The 20326-nt window shown below is 44.2% G+C and carries 18 protein-coding genes and 1 tRNA gene; 6 read left to right on the forward strand and 13 right to left on the reverse strand.

Features of this window, described 5'->3' with window-relative positions; translation table 11 throughout:
* Window positions 1–150: 150 nt before the first annotated feature.
* On the forward strand, window positions 151–1131 hold the full coding sequence (locus tag NST37_RS13720) for an NAD(P)H-quinone oxidoreductase (protein ID WP_003390534.1): 981 nt from the start codon (window positions 151–153) through the stop codon (window positions 1129–1131).
* Between the two features lie 114 nt (window positions 1132–1245).
* On the opposite strand, the gene NST37_RS13725 is transcribed toward NST37_RS13720, so the two are convergent.
* Window positions 1246–1749 (reverse strand): hypothetical protein, encoded by a 504-nt coding sequence (locus tag NST37_RS13725; RefSeq protein ID WP_327956629.1) that lies wholly within the window; start codon window positions 1747–1749, stop codon window positions 1246–1248.
* Window positions 1750–2198: 449 nt separating this feature from the next.
* Complete coding sequence (locus tag NST37_RS13730; protein WP_003390536.1) at window positions 2199–2948, reverse strand: stalk domain-containing protein; 750 nt, start codon at window positions 2946–2948, stop codon at window positions 2199–2201.
* Between the two features lie 491 nt (window positions 2949–3439).
* Between NST37_RS13730 and NST37_RS13735 the strand changes: the two genes are divergently transcribed.
* Complete coding sequence (locus NST37_RS13735; RefSeq protein ID WP_003390539.1) at window positions 3440–3892, forward strand: GNAT family N-acetyltransferase; 453 nt, start codon at window positions 3440–3442, stop codon at window positions 3890–3892.
* 794 nt (window positions 3893–4686) lie between these two features.
* Here NST37_RS13735 and plsY read toward each other — a convergent pair.
* Together plsY and NST37_RS13745 are read right to left on the reverse strand one after the other, a co-directional pair.
* Entirely contained in the window at window positions 4687–5310 is a 624-nt protein-coding gene (gene plsY / locus NST37_RS13740) for a glycerol-3-phosphate 1-O-acyltransferase PlsY (RefSeq protein ID WP_227278558.1), read from the reverse strand.
* Window positions 5311–5615: 305 nt separating this feature from the next.
* Window positions 5616–5747: a hypothetical protein gene (locus tag NST37_RS13745; protein WP_327956631.1), complete on the reverse strand. Its 132-nt coding sequence runs from the start codon at window positions 5745–5747 to the stop codon at window positions 5616–5618.
* A 134-nt stretch (window positions 5748–5881) separates the two neighbouring features.
* Between NST37_RS13745 and NST37_RS13750 the strand changes: the two genes are divergently transcribed.
* On the forward strand, window positions 5882–6082 hold the full coding sequence (locus tag NST37_RS13750) for a hypothetical protein (RefSeq protein ID WP_003390542.1): 201 nt from the start codon (window positions 5882–5884) through the stop codon (window positions 6080–6082).
* A gap of 1302 nt (window positions 6083–7384) precedes the next feature.
* Window positions 7385–7783, forward strand: a complete 399-nt coding sequence (locus tag NST37_RS13755; protein WP_003390545.1) for a hypothetical protein — start codon at window positions 7385–7387, stop codon at window positions 7781–7783.
* A 1836-nt stretch (window positions 7784–9619) separates the two neighbouring features.
* On the opposite strand, the gene NST37_RS13760 is transcribed toward NST37_RS13755, so the two are convergent.
* From NST37_RS13760 to NST37_RS13780, 5 genes are all read right to left on the reverse strand, one after another.
* Window positions 9620–10084, reverse strand: a complete 465-nt coding sequence (locus NST37_RS13760; RefSeq protein WP_003385594.1) for an SRPBCC family protein — start codon at window positions 10082–10084, stop codon at window positions 9620–9622.
* A 367-nt stretch (window positions 10085–10451) separates the two neighbouring features.
* On the reverse strand, window positions 10452–11162 hold the full coding sequence (locus NST37_RS13765) for a B3/4 domain-containing protein (protein ID WP_003385595.1): 711 nt from the start codon (window positions 11160–11162) through the stop codon (window positions 10452–10454).
* A gap of 87 nt (window positions 11163–11249) precedes the next feature.
* Window positions 11250–11888 carry a LysE family translocator gene (locus tag NST37_RS13770; protein WP_031933358.1) on the reverse strand — a complete coding sequence of 213 codons (639 nt, stop codon included), beginning with the start codon at window positions 11886–11888 and terminating at the stop codon, window positions 11250–11252.
* 69 nt (window positions 11889–11957) lie between these two features.
* Complete coding sequence (locus NST37_RS13775) at window positions 11958–12572, reverse strand: FMN-binding negative transcriptional regulator (RefSeq protein ID WP_031933357.1); 615 nt, start codon at window positions 12570–12572, stop codon at window positions 11958–11960.
* Between the two features lie 186 nt (window positions 12573–12758).
* Window positions 12759–13391, reverse strand: a complete 633-nt coding sequence (locus tag NST37_RS13780; RefSeq protein ID WP_216621053.1) for an FMN-binding negative transcriptional regulator — start codon at window positions 13389–13391, stop codon at window positions 12759–12761.
* A gap of 127 nt (window positions 13392–13518) precedes the next feature.
* On the opposite strand from NST37_RS13780, the gene NST37_RS13785 reads away from it, so the two are divergent.
* Window positions 13519–14898, forward strand: a complete 1380-nt coding sequence (locus NST37_RS13785) for a PLP-dependent aminotransferase family protein (protein ID WP_031933356.1) — start codon at window positions 13519–13521, stop codon at window positions 14896–14898.
* 448 nt (window positions 14899–15346) lie between these two features.
* Window positions 15347–16255 (forward strand): EamA family transporter, encoded by a 909-nt coding sequence (locus NST37_RS13790; RefSeq protein WP_003385600.1) that lies wholly within the window; start codon window positions 15347–15349, stop codon window positions 16253–16255.
* 322 nt (window positions 16256–16577) lie between these two features.
* Here NST37_RS13790 and NST37_RS13795 read toward each other — a convergent pair whose 3' ends face one another.
* The 4 genes from NST37_RS13795 to NST37_RS13810 all read right to left on the reverse strand — a co-directional run bounded on the left by NST37_RS13795 (window position 16578) and on the right by NST37_RS13810 (window position 20125).
* Window positions 16578–16976, reverse strand: coding sequence for a hypothetical protein (locus tag NST37_RS13795; RefSeq protein ID WP_172920479.1), 399 nt, complete (start codon window positions 16974–16976; stop codon window positions 16578–16580).
* A gap of 399 nt (window positions 16977–17375) precedes the next feature.
* Window positions 17376–17449, reverse strand: a tRNA-Gly gene (locus tag NST37_RS13800).
* 392 nt (window positions 17450–17841) lie between these two features.
* Complete coding sequence (locus tag NST37_RS13805; protein ID WP_003385603.1) at window positions 17842–18168, reverse strand: inorganic diphosphatase; 327 nt, start codon at window positions 18166–18168, stop codon at window positions 17842–17844.
* A 196-nt stretch (window positions 18169–18364) separates the two neighbouring features.
* Entirely contained in the window at window positions 18365–20125 is a 1761-nt protein-coding gene (locus NST37_RS13810; RefSeq protein WP_339185522.1) for an ABC transporter ATP-binding protein, read from the reverse strand.
* Window positions 20126–20326: the final 201 nt, after the last annotated feature.

A 20326-nucleotide genomic window follows, 5' to 3' on the forward strand; every position in this document is an offset into this window, starting at 1 on the left:
TAGCTTTCATTTCCAGGCAAATATGTTATGGTAAGAACCAGGAAAGTTGTTCCATATGAAAGAGATGGTTGCCTTCGCTTTCCATTTTTGTTTTTGCATCCACAAGGTATGTACCTTCATCACCATATACGTTATAGGAAGTGGTTCATGATGAAAGCAGTTATCGTCAAAAAGCCAGGCGGTCCCGATCAACTTGAGATTGCCAATTTGCCAATCCCCGAACCAAAGCAAGGAGAATTGCTTGTACGCGTACATGCAGCGGCAGTAAATCGAACCGATATCATTACACGCGAAGGAAAGGCAGGGTATGCCGCAAACCCTGTTTTAGGTGTTGAAATAGCCGGTACAGTTGTAGAAACGAACGGATACAGCTCCCTTTCCGCAGGTGACAGAGTGATGGGATTGGTCAATGGCGGCGGCTATGCCGAGTTTGCCATCATGCCAGCCGATCGGGCAATGAAAATCCCCGAGTCTTTATCGTTTGAAGAAGCGGCATCCATTCCCGAAGTGTTCCTCACTGCCTATCAAACGTTATTTTGGATCGGCAAGCTGCAAAAAAATGAAACCGTCTTAATCCATGCTGGTGCCAGCGGAGTTGGGACAGCCGCCATTCAGTTGGCAAAAAAACTGTGTAACGCAAAAGTAATCGTGACTGCCGGTTCCCAGAGAAAACTGGATTTCTGCCGGGAGTTGGGAGCCGACGTCACGATCAATTACAAAGAGCAGGCATTTGAAGAAGAGGTTCTGAAGTCTACAAACGGGCGCGGTGCCGATTTGATTCTGGACTTTATTGGCGCTGCGTATTGGGAGAAAAACCTGGCGAGTATAAAAAAGGAAGGGCGCTGGGTCCTCATCGGCATTTTAGGCGGAAGTGAAGTGGAAAGCGTACATTTGTTTTCCTTGATGGCGAAATGCGTCCAATTGACAGGGACATTGCTGACGCCAAGAAGCGATGAATACAAAGCTCTTTTAACGAAAGAATTCATGGAAAATGTTGGGGCATATCTGGAAAGAAAAGAAGTACATCCTGTCATCGACACCGTATTTCCGATTGAAATGGTAGATAAAGCTCATGTGTATATGGAAGAGAACCGCAATATCGGGAAGATCATCCTTCAATTCATGGAGTAGTTTTTGAAATGCATAACCGTATTGCAAATGCTTCAACAGAAAAAACCTCACCTGTTTGGGTGAGGTTTCTTTGGTAAGGGTGCCCTGCTCACTATTTCGGTTCAATGCCTTCGGCTATTCATACGTTTCATCTGTCACAACCTTTATCCCGAGAATGAAAGCTGGCTTATCCGGTTTTCCATGAATCACGTCCGCGTAATAGAAATCCCTCAAAATAAAGCGTGTATAATTCGATTCTTCCGCAATTTTCTTAAGGAAATCGTCTTTCACGATCCCTATCAGTTCCAACGCTTTCATCTCGTCACCCGAATCATGCAATGGTTCCACAAATTCTACGTTTATATGGGCAATATTGCCGTCAATGTACATAACAGATACCGTTCCTACGGCATGTTCATAATAATGCCTGATAAACGGGGTCTTTGCTCCCGAACCATATAACGTCCATTCACCTTGCTCTGTTTTGAGCGGTTTTCCGAGCAGTTCCTCTACTCCGCCCGCTTGATCAGGAAGCCCTCGGATTGATTGTACCAATTTGTTTATGTCCAAGAGAGCAGCGGGCATATCTTCCTCCGTTGGAGCCAGTACAGCCTTTTGTTCTGAGTAAGATGCATCCAACGGCTGGATTTCCTGCTCCTTATCAGTGCTGCAGCCCCGGAACCGCTCAAAGCTGTAATCGGTTCATTGATCGTTGCAATCATTGTCCGCAATCGGATCGCATCTCTCGACTTCTCCCCTCCTCCTTCTGTATGAGCGCTTGGCTCGGGCCTTTGACGGGCATCGATATCGCGGCATTATCGGACTTTGATTCCCGCAGGTACCCTACCCATGAATTCGTCTTGCCTCGCTTCTTGGTAGCGATGTTTGGGCTTGCGTGGGTTGACGGCACCGACACGTTGATCCTCCCTGTTGCGTCTTGTTGCCACCTCGAAAAAATACAAAAAGCCAGCCCTGGTGAATGGCGGCCTCCGAGCTTGAGACGTCGCTTTACCTTCTAGGCTGGCTTTTCCGTACGTATGTTGAACTGCGGCCTGCTGGCCGATCATTCGTGCCAGTAAGGTTCTATATTATTTCATAAGCAATTCATCTGTTTTGGTGATCATGTTATCCCAATTGATGAGATACACCTTAACCCCGACGAGTTTAAGCTTCCCGTCAACATATTCGTGAATTTTCTCGGTAAATTCCCTCGTTGATTCATTGAAAGTAAGCTTTCCTTTAACAGGCTCGATCTGGCGGGAAAACAGTTTCGTAATACCAGTATTTACCTTGTCGATCTCATACCCGTTGATAAATGACCCTTGGGAATTGGTTTCCAGCATATAGAACATGTTTCCGTGGACCATACGAGAAATCTCACTTAACTTTCCGGTACTCTCCATCTTCGGAATAACAAGTTCTTTATTATTTACGATGTTAACGACTTTTTCAAAACCTGGACGCAATGCGTACACATAGTCCAAGGGGAAGGGGTACGTCTGCTGTCCCTGCATTCCTCCAAAGATCGGGTCGCTAGTCACCCGGTCAGGGCCTTCGAAACGAACCGCAGGAACGCTATTATCCCACTTTTGACCAATACCAAACATGTTCGCGATAGTGGCAGCAGGCACATACACGTTGCCGTTGTAAGTGAAGGGCTCCGCTTTGGTCTGAATTTCCTTCCCGTTGATCATGAGCTTGATATTCGCAAAGTTAGCCTTAATGGATTGCGTTCCCTTTTTGGCGATGGCGCTATTGCTTCCGGCGAGCATTCCCCCGGTAAACAACAATGCTCCCGCCACTCCTCCAATTATTACCTTTTTCGATATATGAAACATGCTGTACTCTCCTCTGTGTCGATTTTTATATAAGTATAACGCAAAAAGTTGAACAAATGTTTCATCAAAATTCGTAATGACTCGCATTGGCAAAGAAACAATGCCCCAATTACATAGTGCGTTTGAATATGTTACAACCGTTCATTTGTATGGTAAAATTTACCAAAAAGAAGGTTGTGCATCTAATGAAAAATCAACCATTCTGGTTCAAATTTATTTTCGTTATCGTTATGATAATCGGGATATTTGCATTCCTTACAGGGATTTCTTTCTTTCAACTCTCAACATTGCTCGGCTTGCTCGTTCTCTCTATTTGCTTGTATGCCAAAGATTCAACCAAGCTCTAAAAAAAGGATTGATGTTGATTTTCACTAAAACCCTCTGTTTGGAGGGTTTTTTGGCATTTACTTCAGTCCGACTTGATTTCTTTCCCACTATTTGTTATTTTGGTTTACTCTGGCTGGCAAATTCGAAAAATTAGGGTGATACAAATGATCACGAGATATGCAAATATAAATGACACCATTGAAATATTACGGATGGATGAGAAGGTCATCCATTCTTCGAGCAGATCTGGATATTTATCGGAAATGATTGATCATCATCGCTGTCTCGTTGCTGAACAAAACGCTTCGATATCCGGTTTTCTGACTTTTGATACGAACTTTTTTGGGTATTGGTTTATTTCTCTCGTTATCGTGGACCCTGCTTACCGCCAAAAAGGGATTGCAACAGCTCTTATCAAACATCTCGAGAAGCTATGCCCTACATCGAAATTATTTACCTCAACCAACCAGTCCAATCTTCCCATGCACAACCTATGTGATCGGCTCGGTTATTTAAAAACAGGTATTATTGAGAACCTGGATGAAGGTGATCCGGAAATTATTTACTTCAAACGATTGGCGGATGAAAACGAGGAAATTATTACCTTTTACGGTTGAAACCAGATGTAACTTGGGATAAAATTAACATAAAATTACAAATTTGGGGTGTGGAATGATGAAGAAGATCGCTGCGATTGTTTTTTCTGTCATGCTGGTTCTGTCTGTATCGAGTGCTGCGCTTGCTGCCAAGCCAGCGGAAGTTCGTCCATCGTGTGCGATGGTTCCATGGTGTGTGATTATGAATTAAGAACTTACAGGACTCTTATGAGGGGGGCTTCATGTGCCCTTTGGACTGAAGAAAACCCCGACAAAATGTGGGGGTTCTATCTGGGCTGGCACCTTACTTACAGGTGTCCGCTCTTTCTTTTTTTGAAAACCTGTCATCATGTCTACCATTCCATACGGAAAGGAGCGTGAAGGAGTGGATTCCGCATGATCGATATCGTATCAATCATTTTGATTACAGTTCTCCTCGTTAGTTGGGGTTTTATCGTAAACTCCCATTCGCTTCGTAAAAAATGGATTTATGTACTGATAACATTCGTCATGTTTTGGGGGATTGTTGAATTGATAGACTACCTTGCCCCTTCATCCCCTCACTATGAATAATCAATTACCCGTGACGCTAGCTTATTTACTTTTTTTTGTAAAAATGGCTATTGCCTCGGGTACTCTCCCTCCGCAAAGATACATTGAATGAAAAACTTCTGGAGTCCCCTATCCCGCTTGTAAGCAACCCTGAATTTTTTATTCAGGCCTCATTAAACGCTATATCCAGATCGTCGTCCCAAGAAAGAAAACCACCATGGCGCATAGCACCAATCATCAACACGCTCAACACGGTAAAAACATCAAAAAAGAAGCTTATTTTCTGTTCCTGAGAGCAGCCTTTGTATATTTGCCGTATGCCTGAAAACAACCATAAGCGCCATTAGGCACGCAAATATATAAAAATACAAGGTATTCCCAAAAACAGGAATAAATGAAATAACCGCAAAAAGCACTGTTGCACATATTGTGCCTAAAGAAACATAACGGGTCAAAGCTACTATTATCACAAAAAAGCCAAGGCATAAAAGGGCCATCACCCAGTCAACCATGAACAGCACAGCCACTGCTGTAAGTGCTCCCTTGCCCCCTTTAAAGCCAAAATATACCGGCCAGTTATGCCCAATAACCGCTCCTGCGCCTGCCGCTAAAAGGCTTACGCATTCTCTAGCCTCTCCCGAATAAAAGTAAACGCCAATGTACAAGCCTATCATACAGGCAATGATCCCTTTTAATATATCTCCCGCAAGAACTAACACCGCAGCAGATTTCCCAAGTACCCTCAGCGTATTGGTAAGTCCGGCGCTTTTGCTTCCATGGCTTCTTATGTCCGTGCCGTATATGTTCCCTACAATTACTGCGGTATTCAGGCTGCCCAAAAGGTAGCCCAAAATTAAGGCTGCCAAAAGCTTTATAATATCAATCATCGCTCTTCTCCCTTGGAGTATTCTCATTTTCTTTTATTTATCCATCTATACAGGGTTCATCCGCCGTCAAACCTGCCTCCTTTACCCATTGGTTATATCAATGAATGACTGAGGCCAAATATTTTGCCAAGCATATTTATGAACCTTTGCCAAGCAAATAGAATATATAGGGATGTTTTCTCTCATATTTGCCATTCTTTGGAGGTGTTCTCTCTCAGAATTCTTACATTCGGTAATTTTCAGATATTTTTGTTTCCTGGCTTCATTATAACATATCTCTTATTTTTTCAGATGTTCTCGCAAGTTTAAAAGGAGGGATTTTGCCGACGAGCGAATCCGATCTGGTTGTAAATTCGAGCCGTTTCCTGGGCTTCCTCTCCCCTTCTCCGTGTCTCTTTACGGTTTAGCTTCGGCAGAAAAGACATCTGTGCGCTCATCTTCCGTACCCCCTCGCGTTTTGCCATGGTATAACGTTGGTAGCGTATATACTTTCGATCTCCAGCATGGGGACTTTTCTTTTTCTGCCTCATACCTCTTCTGCTACCGTTAGTTGCGGAAGGGGGTGAGAACTATGACCAAGCGTCTGTACTTTTTTGTAAGTCTCCATGACGCGCTGCGAATCAGTAATGAACTTTCACAACTCGGTGTAAGTCGTTACCATGTACAGCCACACGATTTGGAAGTCGCTTTTGTTTTTGAACGTGTGTCAGAAGTTACACAGGTCGTCTTGAGGCGTTTGTTTGGTACAGATGGTGTGTCACAACAAGACTAACCCAGCAGCTGGTGTTTCCTCGAATGAGGGGCACCAGCTCCGTATTTCCATCGAAATATTGTGTTAAGCTTCGATATCTCATGAAAAAATGCTGTTTACAGAATCTCCCTAAAATGATACGTTATTGTCAGAACTTTCTGTGAGGAGGTGATCCGATGAAAAAGTTGCTTGCTGTTGTTTTTTCTGTGGTAATGGTTATGTCTGTAACTGCTGGTGCTACAGCTGCTGAAACACAAGGGTGTTATGCACAACGTGTTTGCCAAGAAATTTATTAATTGAACTTGTGTAGATCTTTCCATAACGGGACTGGAGCTTAAGGGTACTTTATGTACCCTTTTCTGTTTATTGGCTTCCTCCTTATCACAATTTCTCTTTTAGTAAATGACAGCTCCTTTTGCTTTGAAAAATCCGAAGCTCACTGCTTGCGGCATCTACTGGTTCCAGAAATGACAGTTACTCTTGTGCGCTGATCTTCCCTTCCCCTCACGGTTAGACCTCCGTGGTATAATTTTTGGCCGAGTTATTACCCAAATCTCCCTCAATTGGGGATTCTATAGAAAGTGGTTGATACGATGGTTTATGCCATCAATGACTGGGCCTTCTCTAATGACACAGAATTCCCTCATTAAGATTGGGACCTTTTTCTTACTGATTTAAGTACCGCTCCTTTACTACTATCACTATCAATGAATCCGAAAGTAGCGAAGGCTAAACGAAAAGTCTTTCTAGCTTGCCTATACCTATTTGTAGGTGATGCAGTTGGAATAGTAAAAGATAAAAACTACCTTGAGGAAGTCCGACTTTTTGTAGAGCAAGCATCATCCAATCGAAATTATTACATCCAACAATGGGTTTCTCGGTCGTTTCAACTTATTCAAAACCCTGAGCTTTTCGATTACAAAAAATGGTGTGATGGGATTGATATCTTTTCTTTCTGGGACGATTACGTTTTCCTTTGTTCCCGATATGTTTTGTAAAATCTAAGCCGTTCCTCCTGTTGCAAATCCTCGGTAAGAAAAAATCGCCCCTACACACCCGGACTTCATACCTTGCTGCTTGTTCGATTTCCTCATCAGTCATTCCGTATTTTTTCAGGAACCGTTCCTGGAATGATTTGAACTCCTTTATGAAGAATGCGGACCATCTTTAAAAAGGATTGCTTTTCCTTTTCCTGTTCCATGCCTTTACCCCTTCTTTACAAATTGAGTGATTTGAAAAATCGAATCGAATTGTAACAAATTACCACTACCTTCGTCCTTATAGTGGAAACAATACCAACACTTGAATCGGAGGTATTTCATTTTGAACAAAAAACTTTTTACATCGGGGAACTTAATAGTTGTTCTTCCTCTCTTATTTGCGCTTTTAATACCTGCAAGATTCTTACTTGACTCATCACCAGCCCAAAGAAATAAATTTGATTGGAACTTACAAGCCGGTTCTGCCAATGGAATTGTAGCCAAAACTCCAATTGATGTAGCGAGCAATTTGTATTACAACGATAGGCCGTTACGGAACGCACTGGTAAAAGTAACCTACTTTGACAATAACCAACACGTGAGTATTGTCATGCAACCTTACGAGGATGGATATGAAGGGACCGTTTTCTTCCAAGAATCAGGAAAATATACCCTTCGATTTTCTGTAGAGAAAGGAACTATTACTGGTTCAGAAGTTTGGGAAATTGATGTAAAAGAATAGGTGAGATGTGTTTTTTTGTGAAGACACCAATCTCATGATCCATTAGCAACGAATAGAGTTATAATTTACTCGACTCTTGTTCAAATAAGGATGATTTTGAATGCGACTCCCTTATTTTATCGGGCTTATTATTTACATACTGGTTTTGTCTCCAGTCCTGGCTGTAATCGCAGCCAAACCTTCACCCTCCGGATTCCTGATTGGTGCTGCGATCGTAAAATCATTCGCATTTTTCTTGTTCATACTAATCACTATCATTTTCTTCTCATACTGTTATCTAATTAAAGCTTACTCAAAAGGCCGCCACTCGTTTCTTGCGGCGATACTTGTATCCATTGTGGCACTTACTTCATTCACTCTTTGGGATCAGTATTTTTGTCATTTCTGTTATCCGGTTTTTCATGTCGGCCCAAATGAAACCCCTGTATCCGAGCGGAAATGAGTTACAAAATCACTGCTTAGTAAAAAGCCTCTTAGCAAACTCTAGGTGATCAAAAAATGGGCCTTACACATGAGTTTTTCTTAGTGCGGAGTGAAAGTTGAGCAGGTAGTTATAAGTGATAATCTTGTTATCTACATATGGGACTCTCTTCGTTAGATCCCTTCCTTTTAATCCCTCAACGAAAGAAAACCACATCGGTTTCAATTACCACGGTATAACGTTCATTCGTCACGAAGGTGCAAGACTTCTCAAAGACATTTGCTTAGGTTGGTCACACCTGTTTTCTCTGGCGCCTTCAACACGCCAACTCACTGGCGACTTTGTTATGGATGAGAACTAAAATCCTAACAACTTTGGCAGCTATTGCGGATCGGGCTTTTCACGAAAACTACATCATCGTTCACCACGGCATTTAGCATTTTGAGCAGGTTTGAAAGCTCATATATCATCCGCCTACCATTTTACAATAAACCCAAATAATGATAGAATATTAACAACTTTCAGTAAGGAGGTGATCCCATGAATAAGTTCCTTGCTGCTTCTTTGTCTCTTGCATTTGCTCTTGCTTTGCTCGCAGTTCCTTTGCATAATGCTCAAGCCACAAGTATTACATGCATACCAAAACCAAATGAATGGTGGTGCGTCTAGATGCTAATCCGTGAGCGCCATCTCTCCGACCTGTCCTGACAAAAGTTTCTGTAATTGGAGGCGGTCGGAGTTGCCGATCACGCAAACTCTGAATTCTAATCCGGGTCCTCACACCGCCTCCCAAAGAGTAGCAATGGTTTCTGCATATGGTTCATCGTTTAGCTACTTTTCCTCGATATAATCTTTACATAATTGAGCTGCTTTTTAACATAATCATGATTATGTTAATTCAATGGCTGCTATCGTACAGATCACGTTCACCTCACCCTGTCACCCGCACGCTTGTAAATCCTGGTTGTCTGGATTGCAATGATAGGAAAAACTAGGTTCCCTCACCAGGAATGTCCGAAGAAATTTCGTCCAACAATCCTTCAGCGCTCCTTCTTTGGCTTCATTTTCACTTCCCCTGCAACCCTCAGACAAAAAGAAAAAACCTTGATTTTTCAAGGTTTCAACACTCTGATTCGATGTAGCGGGTGATGGTGCTCGAACCCTCGCCGCTAGCCTGAAAAGAAGGAAAAACAGTATCCCTGCAAACCCGTACTTATCTAAAAACCCTTGTAAATCAAGGGAGATGCAATCAACAATAAAGGAAGGTCATTTCTATTTCTGTTAGATTTGCCCGATAAGGAATCAATAGTAGGTACTCCCTCACTGTTATTGATCTGAAAGGAAACCTGTTTGGCCGCCCTTACAAATTTTTAAATCCATGAAAAGGTCCGAAATACCAGGCTTGCCTCTTCCTTTTACGATATGCTTGCCAAAAGCTCCTCCAGGCGATCCATGGTCTGTTCGGCACCTGGGACGGCATATACTTTCACCTTTTCGAATATAGCGGCAGTTTCTTCGAAAACGGTGCTGTACGTAAGTCTGGTCTTACCATCCAGATCCTCAAAAATGGCTGTGGCCAGAAAATGAGGAAAAACATCGTGTTTGATGACGATTCGCTCGGGTTTAACGACCTCGACAAAAACATTGGTGTTGGGATAGTCAACGCCATCTGGACCGTGCATGATAAATTGCCATGTACCGCCCGGTTTCATCTCAAACTTCTGAAGAGTCAACGTAAAGCCTTGAGGTCCCCACCACTTTGACAGGTACTCCTCTTTCGTCCAGGCATCAAACACAAGATCGCGTGGAGCATCCAATACGCGAGTGATCACAATCTCGCGTTCGCCTACTTGCGCTCCGCTTTCGTTGTTTTGGTTCATGTCAATCCCTCCAAAATGAAATTGACTTCGACTTGCTAAACCTATAGCACGAAGCAGCTTCCCTTGCATTCCTTTCCATATGACACGGGGAAACCGTCATCATTGTTCAGCTCCTTTTTCAATCATAGCAAATACATACTGAACCGTTTTCTTTCAGATTGCTCTCTTGAATCATCCCAATCATTGTTTCCTACTCATACATTTAAACGGGGAGCATTACTCTCATGATATGATGAGGATAAAAAGCCTATAAAAAAACCCGCCGCAGCGGGTTTCATGTATGAGTGCTGACAAGCATTGATATGGACAGAAACGTATTTTCGTCCATATCAACTGACAGGGCCCCTCTCTTAAACGCTATTTGACCTTAACCAAAAATTGCCATTTCCCGATTATTCATATCCAACACTTCAATCTTCACAGTTCCCCCGAGATGACGGGACACCAAATCAGCCAATTCTTTCAGCGCCATGTGAAACTCATCGCTTCTGGTTTCATCTACTAATTCAATACAGAGGAATGCGTTTTTCGTCTTTTCTGTTAGCATCGTTCTCTGAGCTTCACGCCAATTCCAGCATCTGCATATGGCGCCCGCATCGTCTTTATAAACAATTTCACCTTCATAAGGCGGAGCATTTTCATCACTTCCCAATGGAATAAACGGTTCGTTGCCAATTGCTTGTGTGAGCCGAATATCGCCTGCAAAAGTGTCGATATCTTCTCCGCCACACGGAAGTCCATAACGCAATGAAATGGAATTATAGATGTCGACAAGCGGGTTTATGGTTCCGATATGATTGCCGTTTTTCACTCTTTTTAATAAAGCTTCGATGGAGCACCTTGCCCCTTTCTTTGTCTTGAATTTCTGAAAGGCTTCCCGCCAAACGGATATGACTGGATTGCCGCTGAATTCCTCCAGACTCAAGAATGTGTGTGCTTCTTTCTCAGCCTCCTGCAGCAGTTTCTCGTAGATTTCAACATCCCTTATGGAATTATCGATCCCTTGGCAAATAACGGTTCCAATTTTTGCGTGAGGAAATAGCGACCAAAAATCATCTTCAATGATAAATCTTGGCATCGAATATCTCTCCATTTCTTTTTGCTATATTGTTTGTGTAAAATCACGATTTGTTGTGTCACAACCCGACATGCCATCATCACACGCTTATGTTTTGGACGGGCTCGCAAAGGCGGAGAATACCCCTAGAGCAATATAAAAATAACCAGTCATCCGATTCATTAACTTTGTACTCGCTTTCCTACCCACAATCCGCTTTCTTATACTTGCTGCAAGAACAGCATACAGACCATCACTGATAAAAGCTAGGATAAGAAATATCGTTCCTAAAAGCAAAAATTGTGTTGTGACTGATCCAGCCGAAGGTGAAATGAATTGCGGAAAGAAGGATAAAAAAAAGAGTGCTGTCTTCGGATTCATTACTTCTACGAGTGCCGATTCGTAAAAAATCTTACGTAACCTTTTGCGAGGGGCTGTTGGAATTTCGGAAGTTGTTCCAGCGGATGCAGAAAATAAAGTTTTGCACCCCAGATAGATAAGATAAGCAGCGCCCAAGTATTTTACGATAGCAAAGGCTGTTGCCGATGTCATCAGGATCGCAGAAACTCCGATTGCTCCTGCCAGAACGTGAACAGAACCACCGAGTGATACACCAAGAACGGACACGAGCCCCGCTCTCTTGCCTTGATCGATACTTCTTGCCATAATGTAGAACACAGCAGGTCCAGGTATGATTAACAATGCAGCGGCAGCCATTACAAATAGCCAAATCGTTGAAAACTCCATAGGATGCAACTCCTTGTTGTATTTTTGCCCAAGCTGTAACCAGCTCCTCCTTGATTGGTGAAAGCAAAGTCAGACTTTATTTGTAAGGTTCGCTTTCATCAAGGAAGCAATTTGCTGCTCGTTTGAAAATGGAATCCGTTCCAACTGATTTATAACGAGCTCCTGTCTGTGCAAGGAATGGTTTTGACTTAGCTTTGCCTTTCCTTCCACCCGATCGATTTTGATTTTGAATCCTTGAACGCCTTTGTTCATACCAGAAAGAAACTCAGTATCTACATCCTGCAGTCTGTAAGGGCTGTCAGGAGCTTCATACTTCGCTACCATATCATTCATGGAACTCATTAATTCCTCTTCATCCTCGATTAGCTCAACTTCTCCGTAAACATGGACAGTCACATAATTCCACGTGGGCACTGCTTTATTGGTCTCGTACCAAGATGGAGAGATATAGCAATGAGGACCATGGAAAACGGTTAAGACCGTCTGATTTCGAATATCGTGCCACTGCCGGTTCGGACGGGCAAAATGACCGTACAAATGGGTTTTCTCCTTGTTCAAGATCAGAGGCAAATGTGTTGCAAAGGGCATTCCTTTATGAATGGAAAACAATGTTGCAAAACTGTTCTCCTGTATGACCTTGTAGGCAGCTTCTTCTTTCATTGTAAAATGCTCCGGGATATACATTTGCAATTCTCCTAATCCTCTTTTTGACATACAACGGATTTCCATTATCCAGTATGATATAACTCAAGCTGACATGTAAAAAAGGTACAGTATTGAAAAATTGCGCATGTCAGTGAGTGGAAAAGTGATAAAAGTGCTGACTGGCCCCTGGGGCTGCACGATAACAATCTGTCATAACCGGGCCGATTATTCAAATAACCCTTTCCGTTTCTCGCGCATCCACTGAGCAACCTGAATTTCCTCTTGATCCTCTGATTTTTCAAGCTCTGCAACAATCGATTTATAATCGGTATCGCTTCGATTCTGGCTCATTTTGGCCGCAGCTTCAATGGAGGTGATCTCAATTTCAAAACCGACGATCCCTTTCATTTCTCTCTCAAGCAGCTCAGGATCAAACGTCTCCCAGAGCCGGCCATTTTCTCGGTGAGATTCATAGCGTTTCAGCATAGAGTCCAAAGCCGATTTCAGCTCATCCTTCTCAAGCACACGCGATGTTCCATACGCATGTACAGCGAGATAGTCCCATGTAGGAACCTCTTCTCTCTCATACCAGCTTGACGAAATGTAAGCGTGCGGTCCTTGGAAAATAAGCAACACATCACGGTTATGATCCAATGTTTTCTTCTGGATGTTTCCGTAAGCAATGTGCCCGGTCGCATAAATTTTCCCTTCCTCTTCACGAATTTCCAAAGGGATGTGTGTAGCCAACGGGCGCTGTTCATCAACCGTAATCAATAAGGCAAACGGGTAGGACTTCATCATTTGAACGGCCTCATCATGATTCATCCGATATTGCTTAGGAATATACACATTCATCATCCTTTCAGCTCGCAATAGAATGACTCGGAAAATTGGCAGTAAAAATCGTGACAAAGATATCGTATGATGCGAGCTGACATAAAAAAAGATACAATAACAAACAAATATACATGTCAGAGGGATGAAAATGAAAAACGCCATTTTTTCCTTTCAAGATAACTCTCCGAAATACAAACAAATCTACGAGAAATTTAAATCATTCATTGAACAAGGCGACCTGAAGGCGAATGAGCCATTGCCCTCCATTCGCCAGCTTGCGGATTCCTTGCATGTGAGCCGCAATACAACATTAATGGCATATGAACAGCTTGTTGCTGAAGGGTATATTCGTGGAGAGGGCCGTAAAGGTTATTTTGTAAATGAGTTGGAGCCCCTTTTATTTCAGGAAGCTCGCAGTTCTTCCAATCATAAGCAAACCGAACCGGCCCCACCCGTTCGCGTAGATTTCCGGGCAGGCGTCGTCGATCAAGCGCACTTCCCTTTAAAAACGTGGAGAAGGATCTCGAACCAAGTATTAACGGAAAAGGACAGCTTTCGATACGGGGAACCTTTTGGCGAAATGTGCCTGCGTGAACAAATCGCAGCCTATATACTCCAGTCTCGTGGGGTGAGAACAGATCCAGATGCTATCATTATCGGAAGCAGTACCGGGCAAATGCTCGTGTATCTCGGTCTTGTCCTGAAACGTGATTTTTCCAGCATCATTGTGGAGGATCCTGGCTATGATGGCGCCAGAGAAGCTTTTCGAGCAAACGGTTTTACGCTTGAAACACTGCCCGTTTACGAGACAGGTGCTGATTTTTCACACCTGGAATATTTGACATCACGGTTAATTTATGTGGCGCCGTCCCATCACAGTCCATACGGGGTAAGCATGCCCATTCAGCAAAGGCACGCCCTCATCCATTGGGCAAACAAGAAGCAAGGCTATATCATCGAAGACGATTACGACAGTGAATTTCGCTATACCCAGCAACCATTCCCCGCTCTCGCATCCATCGACTCAACGAGAGTGATTTATCTTGGAAATTTCTCAAAGTGCTTTCTTCCCGGAATTCGCTTAACTTACATGGTGTTGCCAGAGCCACTTTTACACGGTTACAAAAAGCAATTCAAACATTTCGAGAGCACTACTTCCCTACTTAGCCAATTTGCTATGGCAAAATTTATGGAAGAAGGGGAATGGACTCGCCATATTAAACGCATGCGTCTTGTTTACAAACGAAAAATGCAGCAGTTGGTTTTTGGGTTAAGGAATCATTTCGAGCAAAATCTATCGATTATTGGCGAGCAGTCTGGCTTGTACGTATTAGTCAAAGTACACTTGGAGCGTTCAGAGGAATGGCTCATTCAACAAGCATCCATGCAGGGGGTTAAAGTTTATCCTACTTCACTCTACTTCATTAAAAACAAAACCGATAAACCGATGATTAAACTTGGTTTCAGCAATTTGTCCTGTGAAGAAATCCAGCTTGGTGTGGAGCTCTTAAAAAAGGCTTGGTTATAAAATACATTACACATTTGCCACTTAAGAACGCCTTCTTACCGGTAGATCGGCTTAAAAAACTGCGTGGGATCAGACTGAATTTTTATTTTTGTTGAACATAATCTACTTTTGCACAAAAAGTTCTCATCAGTGAACGAACGGGTTCGATAGTTGAATAGTAGAGATAAGACGAGCGGCATTCTATCACCCCCACCTGCTATGAAGAGACAATTAAAGCTTGATTTCTCAAGGTTTTTATACTCTGATTTATGGGTCGGTTGATAAATTTTGTGACCTGATAAAGCTATTTTGTTGTAGAATAAGATACATCACTGAAAGGAGATGAAAGCCGATGTTGTATTCACCACTTTTTGAGAATGATGTACCTGTAATTATTCTCCCTTAACGGAAGAATAATTACGTCTCCGTTAAGGACATAAATAGTGTCTATAAAACGGAGGTCAACAATATGAAAAATACCATACTTGGTTCTTTATATTTATCACTCGCTGCTAGTATTTGGGGCGGAATGTATGTTGTCGTTAAAGTTGTGGTCGATATTGTACCACCACTTGAATTAGTATGGCTTCGCTATGTAATTGCTCTTTTAGCACTACTCATTATCGGAGCCCTGACAAAACAATCATGGCGTGTCGCAAAACGTGACTGGCCATTAATCATTTTGATTGGTTTCATTGGAAATACGATTTCTATCGTTACGCAAGAGGTCGGAACGATGCTCTCCTCTGCGCAAATGGGAGCCATTATTACATCAACGACACCTGCATTTATGGTCCTGTTTGCAAGAATGATCCTCAAAGAAAAAATTACTGCAAAAAAAGCCATTTCTATTGTTTTGGCAACCACTGGTGTCTGTGTAATTGTCGGAACTGCTCAAATCGATACCTCAAATCAGTTGGGTGGCGTATCTCTGATTATCGCAGCACTAACGTGGTCACTTATGTCTGTCCTTGTAAAGCGCGTACCAGGGCAATATTCGCAAATTGTCGTAACAAGCTACAGTATCCTTGTAGCCATTGCCCTTCTAACGCCTTTTACACTTGGGAGATTGACTAAGCTTGATTTTCAAGCGATTATGCAGCCTTCTATTTGGGGTGGCTTGCTATATTTGGGGGTCATTTCTACAGCGTGTGGCTTTTTGTTGTGGAATCGAGGCTTGCAAAAGCTTAATGCTTCCAGTGGCGGATTATTTTTCTTTTTACAGCCGATAGTGGGTACTTTTTTAGGTTGGGTATTACTTGGCGAACAGATTGGTTTGTCTTTTTGGATGGGCACAGTATTTATTTTTATTGGGCTGCTACTAGTCATTCGCGACGATAAACCTCAGAAAGAAACCAAAACTGTGTTCATGGAATAGCAGTACAGACAGAAATAGCGGCATTCTAGGACTTTCTTTTCTCGTCCTGGATTGCCGCTGTTGTTCTTTGATCCGAGTTAGGTTTAAAACGAATGAAACTACTATTGACGGTAAAACTAGCTGAAAAAATAATTCAAATCGTACAGTCCATGTTTCCGAGCATCAATTAATCTAGCTAGAGTAATCCATATAGCTGACTTTTTTACTTTATAGACAAAATGATTCATACTATAAATATAAAAATCCCGTCTCACTTTTCACAAGGGGAAGACGGGATGGTTATGTTTGTGGTTAGGATTTTGTTATTTCATATCCAAACTTTTTAGTTTGATCCTCCCTTTGGAACTAAACACCCTTTATCCTTTTTTATAATGAGTCCACAAATCATCGTTATTAAGAGATTGGATACTAAAGGCGGGTAAAAGATAAAGTGATTTGCCCCAAGAAATACTATAAATTCAAAAAGAGCAATGCTAAACAGCAAGATAAACAACGTTCTGCTTCCAAGTCGGTACATGATAAATATCACCACTGCCATTACAAGGAACCGAATTGCAGTCAGTTTTGAAACGCCCCAAAAATCTTTCCACGGAATGAAACCTTGATTCACATCGTCAACAATAACAAAATAAAGAAACCCTTCAAGCATTGAGCTGCCAACTATATATACAGAGAAGATTGACGGAATAATTAATCGGAAGACTTTTTGTTCCAAATTCACTTTTACAAATTCCCCCAATAATAAGAATCAATTACATTATACGCAACCTTTATAACCACTTCAATTGGTATATGATCTTAAACACAAAATGTTGGACCACAACTGTGTATAGCACACAATGACAAAAAAATCGGTATTACATTTCATATCGCAGGTTCTTGTCCATATAACCAGCCTGTTCTCAGATAAGGAACGAGCTATTTACTAGGCAACCGCTTTTTTTGGCGTTGGTTGTATGTGTGTATTCACACGGCTTTTTGAGTTAACGAGAAAGTTCGCTATCTTTGAGGGGAGAATCACTCACCATATGCCACTAAATAGCATCCCTCCCCCCCTTCAACCTAAAGAAACAAAAAGAAAAAAACCTTGATTTCTCAAGGTTTTTACGATCTGATTCTATGGAGCGGGTGATGGGAATCGAACCCACGCCGCTAGCTTGGGAAGCTAGAGTTCTACCATTGAACTACACCCGCAGGTATCCAAACATCCGCAACGAATGGTGCCGGTGAAGGGAAGTACGCCCTCTCCCTAGCTAGAAAGGAATTTCGTTTTGCGAATATTATTATAACACACGTGAAAATGAAGTCAAGAAAACATGTTAAGAACCTGCGAAAAACCTTGGAAACCAAGGCCATTTCGCAGGTTCTTCTGTTTTTTGCAGGGTTCAGAAGCGTTTGAGAGATTCGAAATGCATTTTGTACATGTCCCAGAAATCCGATGAACAAGCGGAAGCTGAGGGTGGAATCATTCGGGAAGACGGGCCGTGTGGTCGACTTTGTCATAGACAGATGCCATCAAAAGCGGATCAAAACATCAGCGGCTGGAAATACGCTTCGTACACGCAACGGACGTATTTCACCGAGCTTTACATGATGATATTGATTTGAAAGAATCGTTCTTGGAACTCAATCAATGCGCGAATCTGTTCACTGGTATAATGCTTGTTAGATACGACAAGTTTATCTTCTACATCATCATGTCTAATAACGACTGCGATTACTTTTCCTTCATAAGTTTCCAGCGGTTCAAACTCACCCAGGACATAGGCATCTATCTCCATGCCATCCCCCGAGATTGTGCCGGGAATATATCCGTAATTGAGAAGGTAGATGAAGTGATGTCTGGGATGTTTCGAACCTAACGGTCTGTCTATTTTCACTTTTACCTGTTTATGGAGGTAATCTGATACCATTGCTTTCTCCCTTCGCCAAGTGAACTATTGTGTAAACGCTTTGTAGCAGGCATTATTTCGGTCATCAATTTGAAAAGGCGCCCGGAATCAAATCATCCTTGAGATATATTGTATGCTTGGTTCTTCATCGAGAGAAACCTTTCCCCTTCGAACGGCATAAGTCCCTCCCATGATCGATTCGTACCGGCGGCCCGCACTATGCCCGTTTGACGATGTGCCAGCTCCGGGCGCGCTCGTATTGGTCGAACAGACGGGCAAAAATTCCCTCTCCCTGGCGGAGTTCCTCCGGCTTCCCGATTTCGGCGACACGGCCCGCATCGAGTACGATAACTTGATCGGCGGCGGCTAGCGTCGACGGACGATGAGCGATAACGATGACTGTCCGGTCGGGATCGCCGGCCAGATTGGCGATCGCTTGGCTAACCGCGATCTCGTTCTCTGGATCAAGCGCGGAGCTCGCCTCGTCGATCAGCACGATCCGTGCACGCTTCAGGAACGCCCGGGCAATAGACACCCGCTGCCGCTCACCCCCGGACAGTTGGGCGCCTCCCTCGCCGACACGCGAGCGCCAGCCTTGCGGGAGACGGGCGATGACGTCGTCGAGGCGGGCAGCGCGCGCGGCGGCGGCAAGCTCCTCATCCGTGGCGTCCGGCTTGGCAAGCCGGACGTTTTCCTCAATCGTCGTGTCGAACAAATACACGTCCTGGAACACGATAGCGACATCACTCATCAACACTTCTTCATTCAGGCTTCGGACGTCGACGCCGCCGATGCGTACGCTGCCTTTGTCGACGTCGAAGAATCGGGCGATGAGCCGGATGACGGTCGTCTTGCCGGAGCCCGACGGCCCAACGAGTGCTGTCATCGTTCCGGGGAGACAACGGAATGATACATCGGACAAGGCTGGCGCCTTGCCGGTTTCCTGCTCATAATGATAGGTTACGCTTTCAAATTCGATGCCAGCATTCTCCAGACGAGTTACAGGCTTTGGTGCTTTCGGAAGCGGACGGGTGTGCAGAATCGCCTGAACGCGCCCGATCGAGTTGTCCATCGCGCGGAGAGCTCCAATCAGTTCAATCAGATTGCCGATCGGCTCCAGAAAGCGGACGGCCAGCACGAACAGCACGACCGCATCCGGGATGGGAAGCGATCGTTCCAGCAGCAGCCAAGCTCCTAGGGCAAGCACGGCCGCGAACCCGATCATTACAACGGCGGTGAATGTCAGATCTGGCACCATGGAGCGACGCAAACCGCGGCGGTAGGTTCGGCGATGCTCTTCTAGCGCCTCACGCAGCCGGGCGGTACCGGTCGTACCGTGACCGGCCGCTCGCAGCACCGTCTGCGCTTGCCCGAGCTCGATGGCCCGCCCGGCAATCTCCGTGGCTGCCTCCTCCAGCTCAACCTCGGCGATGCTGGCAATGTGCCCGGCACGCCGCAAGGTCAGGAAAGCGATGGGGGCAATGGCGAGAAACAGCAGCGCCATCCGCCAGTCGACCGCAAACGTGACCACGATGACGGTAGCCGGCACAAGGACGGAAACGATCGCCGGGAATCCAATCGTAACGGTCAGGTGAGAGATCGTGTTGACGTCAGCGGTGACCGCCCGGGCGAGGCGGGCTTTGCGGTCGGCCGTGAACCATCCGAGAGGGAGAGTTGTCACGTGCCCCATCAGATGGTGTCTGAGCTCAGCGGCGAGCTCCATACTGGCGGCGAAGCCGAATGGCGTGGCGATGACGGTGAGCACAGCATAGACGGCAAGGCCGATTCCGCCCGCGAATAGCCACGGCCCAGCCGCGGCGAAGTCCGGCTCCGGGCGCAGCAGCGCCCGCAAGATCGGAACGAGCATGCCGAGCAGCACTCCCTGCAATACTGCCAGAATCACTTGCAACGAACCGAGACGCAAAAGCAGCTTCGGGTCCGGCCATAACCGATACAGGTTGCGGATCATAGGAATCATAGACATTCTCCTTTTTACAAGGTTTAACATGTGAAGGCATGGCTTCCTGGCACGTTTATCCGTTGGGCTAGGTTTGTTTTTGTTCATTCGTTTGCAGGCAGATAGGCAGTCAGTCATTCAGCCTTGTGTACGAAGGCTCCGGCGAGGCCAGCCACCCCGATGCAACTGATCTCTCGCTGCAACGCTGGCAGCCTGCGTGAG

Source organism: Brevibacillus sp. FSL K6-6036, assembly GCF_037964015.1.
In the GTDB taxonomy this organism is placed as follows: Bacteria; Bacillota; Bacilli; order Brevibacillales; family Brevibacillaceae; genus Brevibacillus; species Brevibacillus borstelensis.

Bases quoted from the DNA above. Each gene is read 5' to 3' on its own strand.
- NST37_RS13760 (WP_003385594.1), bottom strand. From the start codon at position 10,084: ATGAACCAAAACAACGAAAGCGGAGCGCAAGTAGGCGAACGCGAGATT.
- NST37_RS13775 (WP_031933357.1), bottom strand. From the start codon at position 12,572: ATGTATATCCCGGAGCATTTTACAATGAAAGAAGAAGCTGCCTACAAG.
- NST37_RS13790 (WP_003385600.1), top strand. From the start codon at position 15,347: ATGAAAAATACCATACTTGGTTCTTTATATTTATCACTCGCTGCTAGT.
- plsY (WP_227278558.1), bottom strand. From the start codon at position 5,310: ATGATTGATATTATAAAGCTTTTGGCAGCCTTAATTTTGGGCTACCTT.
- NST37_RS13765 (WP_003385595.1), bottom strand. From the start codon at position 11,162: ATGCCAAGATTTATCATTGAAGATGATTTTTGGTCGCTATTTCCTCAC.
- NST37_RS13770 (WP_031933358.1), bottom strand. From the start codon at position 11,888: ATGGAGTTTTCAACGATTTGGCTATTTGTAATGGCTGCCGCTGCATTG.
- NST37_RS13780 (WP_216621053.1), bottom strand. From the start codon at position 13,391: ATGATGAATGTGTATATTCCTAAGCAATATCGGATGAATCATGATGAG.
- NST37_RS13750 (WP_003390542.1), top strand. From the start codon at position 5,882: ATGACCAAGCGTCTGTACTTTTTTGTAAGTCTCCATGACGCGCTGCGA.
- NST37_RS13730 (WP_003390536.1), bottom strand. From the start codon at position 2,948: ATGTTTCATATATCGAAAAAGGTAATAATTGGAGGAGTGGCGGGAGCA.
- NST37_RS13810 (WP_339185522.1), bottom strand. From the start codon at position 20,125: ATGATTCCTATGATCCGCAACCTGTATCGGTTATGGCCGGACCCGAAG.
- NST37_RS13785 (WP_031933356.1), top strand. From the start codon at position 13,519: ATGAAAAACGCCATTTTTTCCTTTCAAGATAACTCTCCGAAATACAAA.
- NST37_RS13805 (WP_003385603.1), bottom strand. From the start codon at position 18,168: ATGGTATCAGATTACCTCCATAAACAGGTAAAAGTGAAAATAGACAGA.
- NST37_RS13745 (WP_327956631.1), bottom strand. From the start codon at position 5,747: ATGAGCGCACAGATGTCTTTTCTGCCGAAGCTAAACCGTAAAGAGACA.
- NST37_RS13720 (WP_003390534.1), top strand. From the start codon at position 151: ATGAAAGCAGTTATCGTCAAAAAGCCAGGCGGTCCCGATCAACTTGAG.
- NST37_RS13735 (WP_003390539.1), top strand. From the start codon at position 3,440: ATGATCACGAGATATGCAAATATAAATGACACCATTGAAATATTACGG.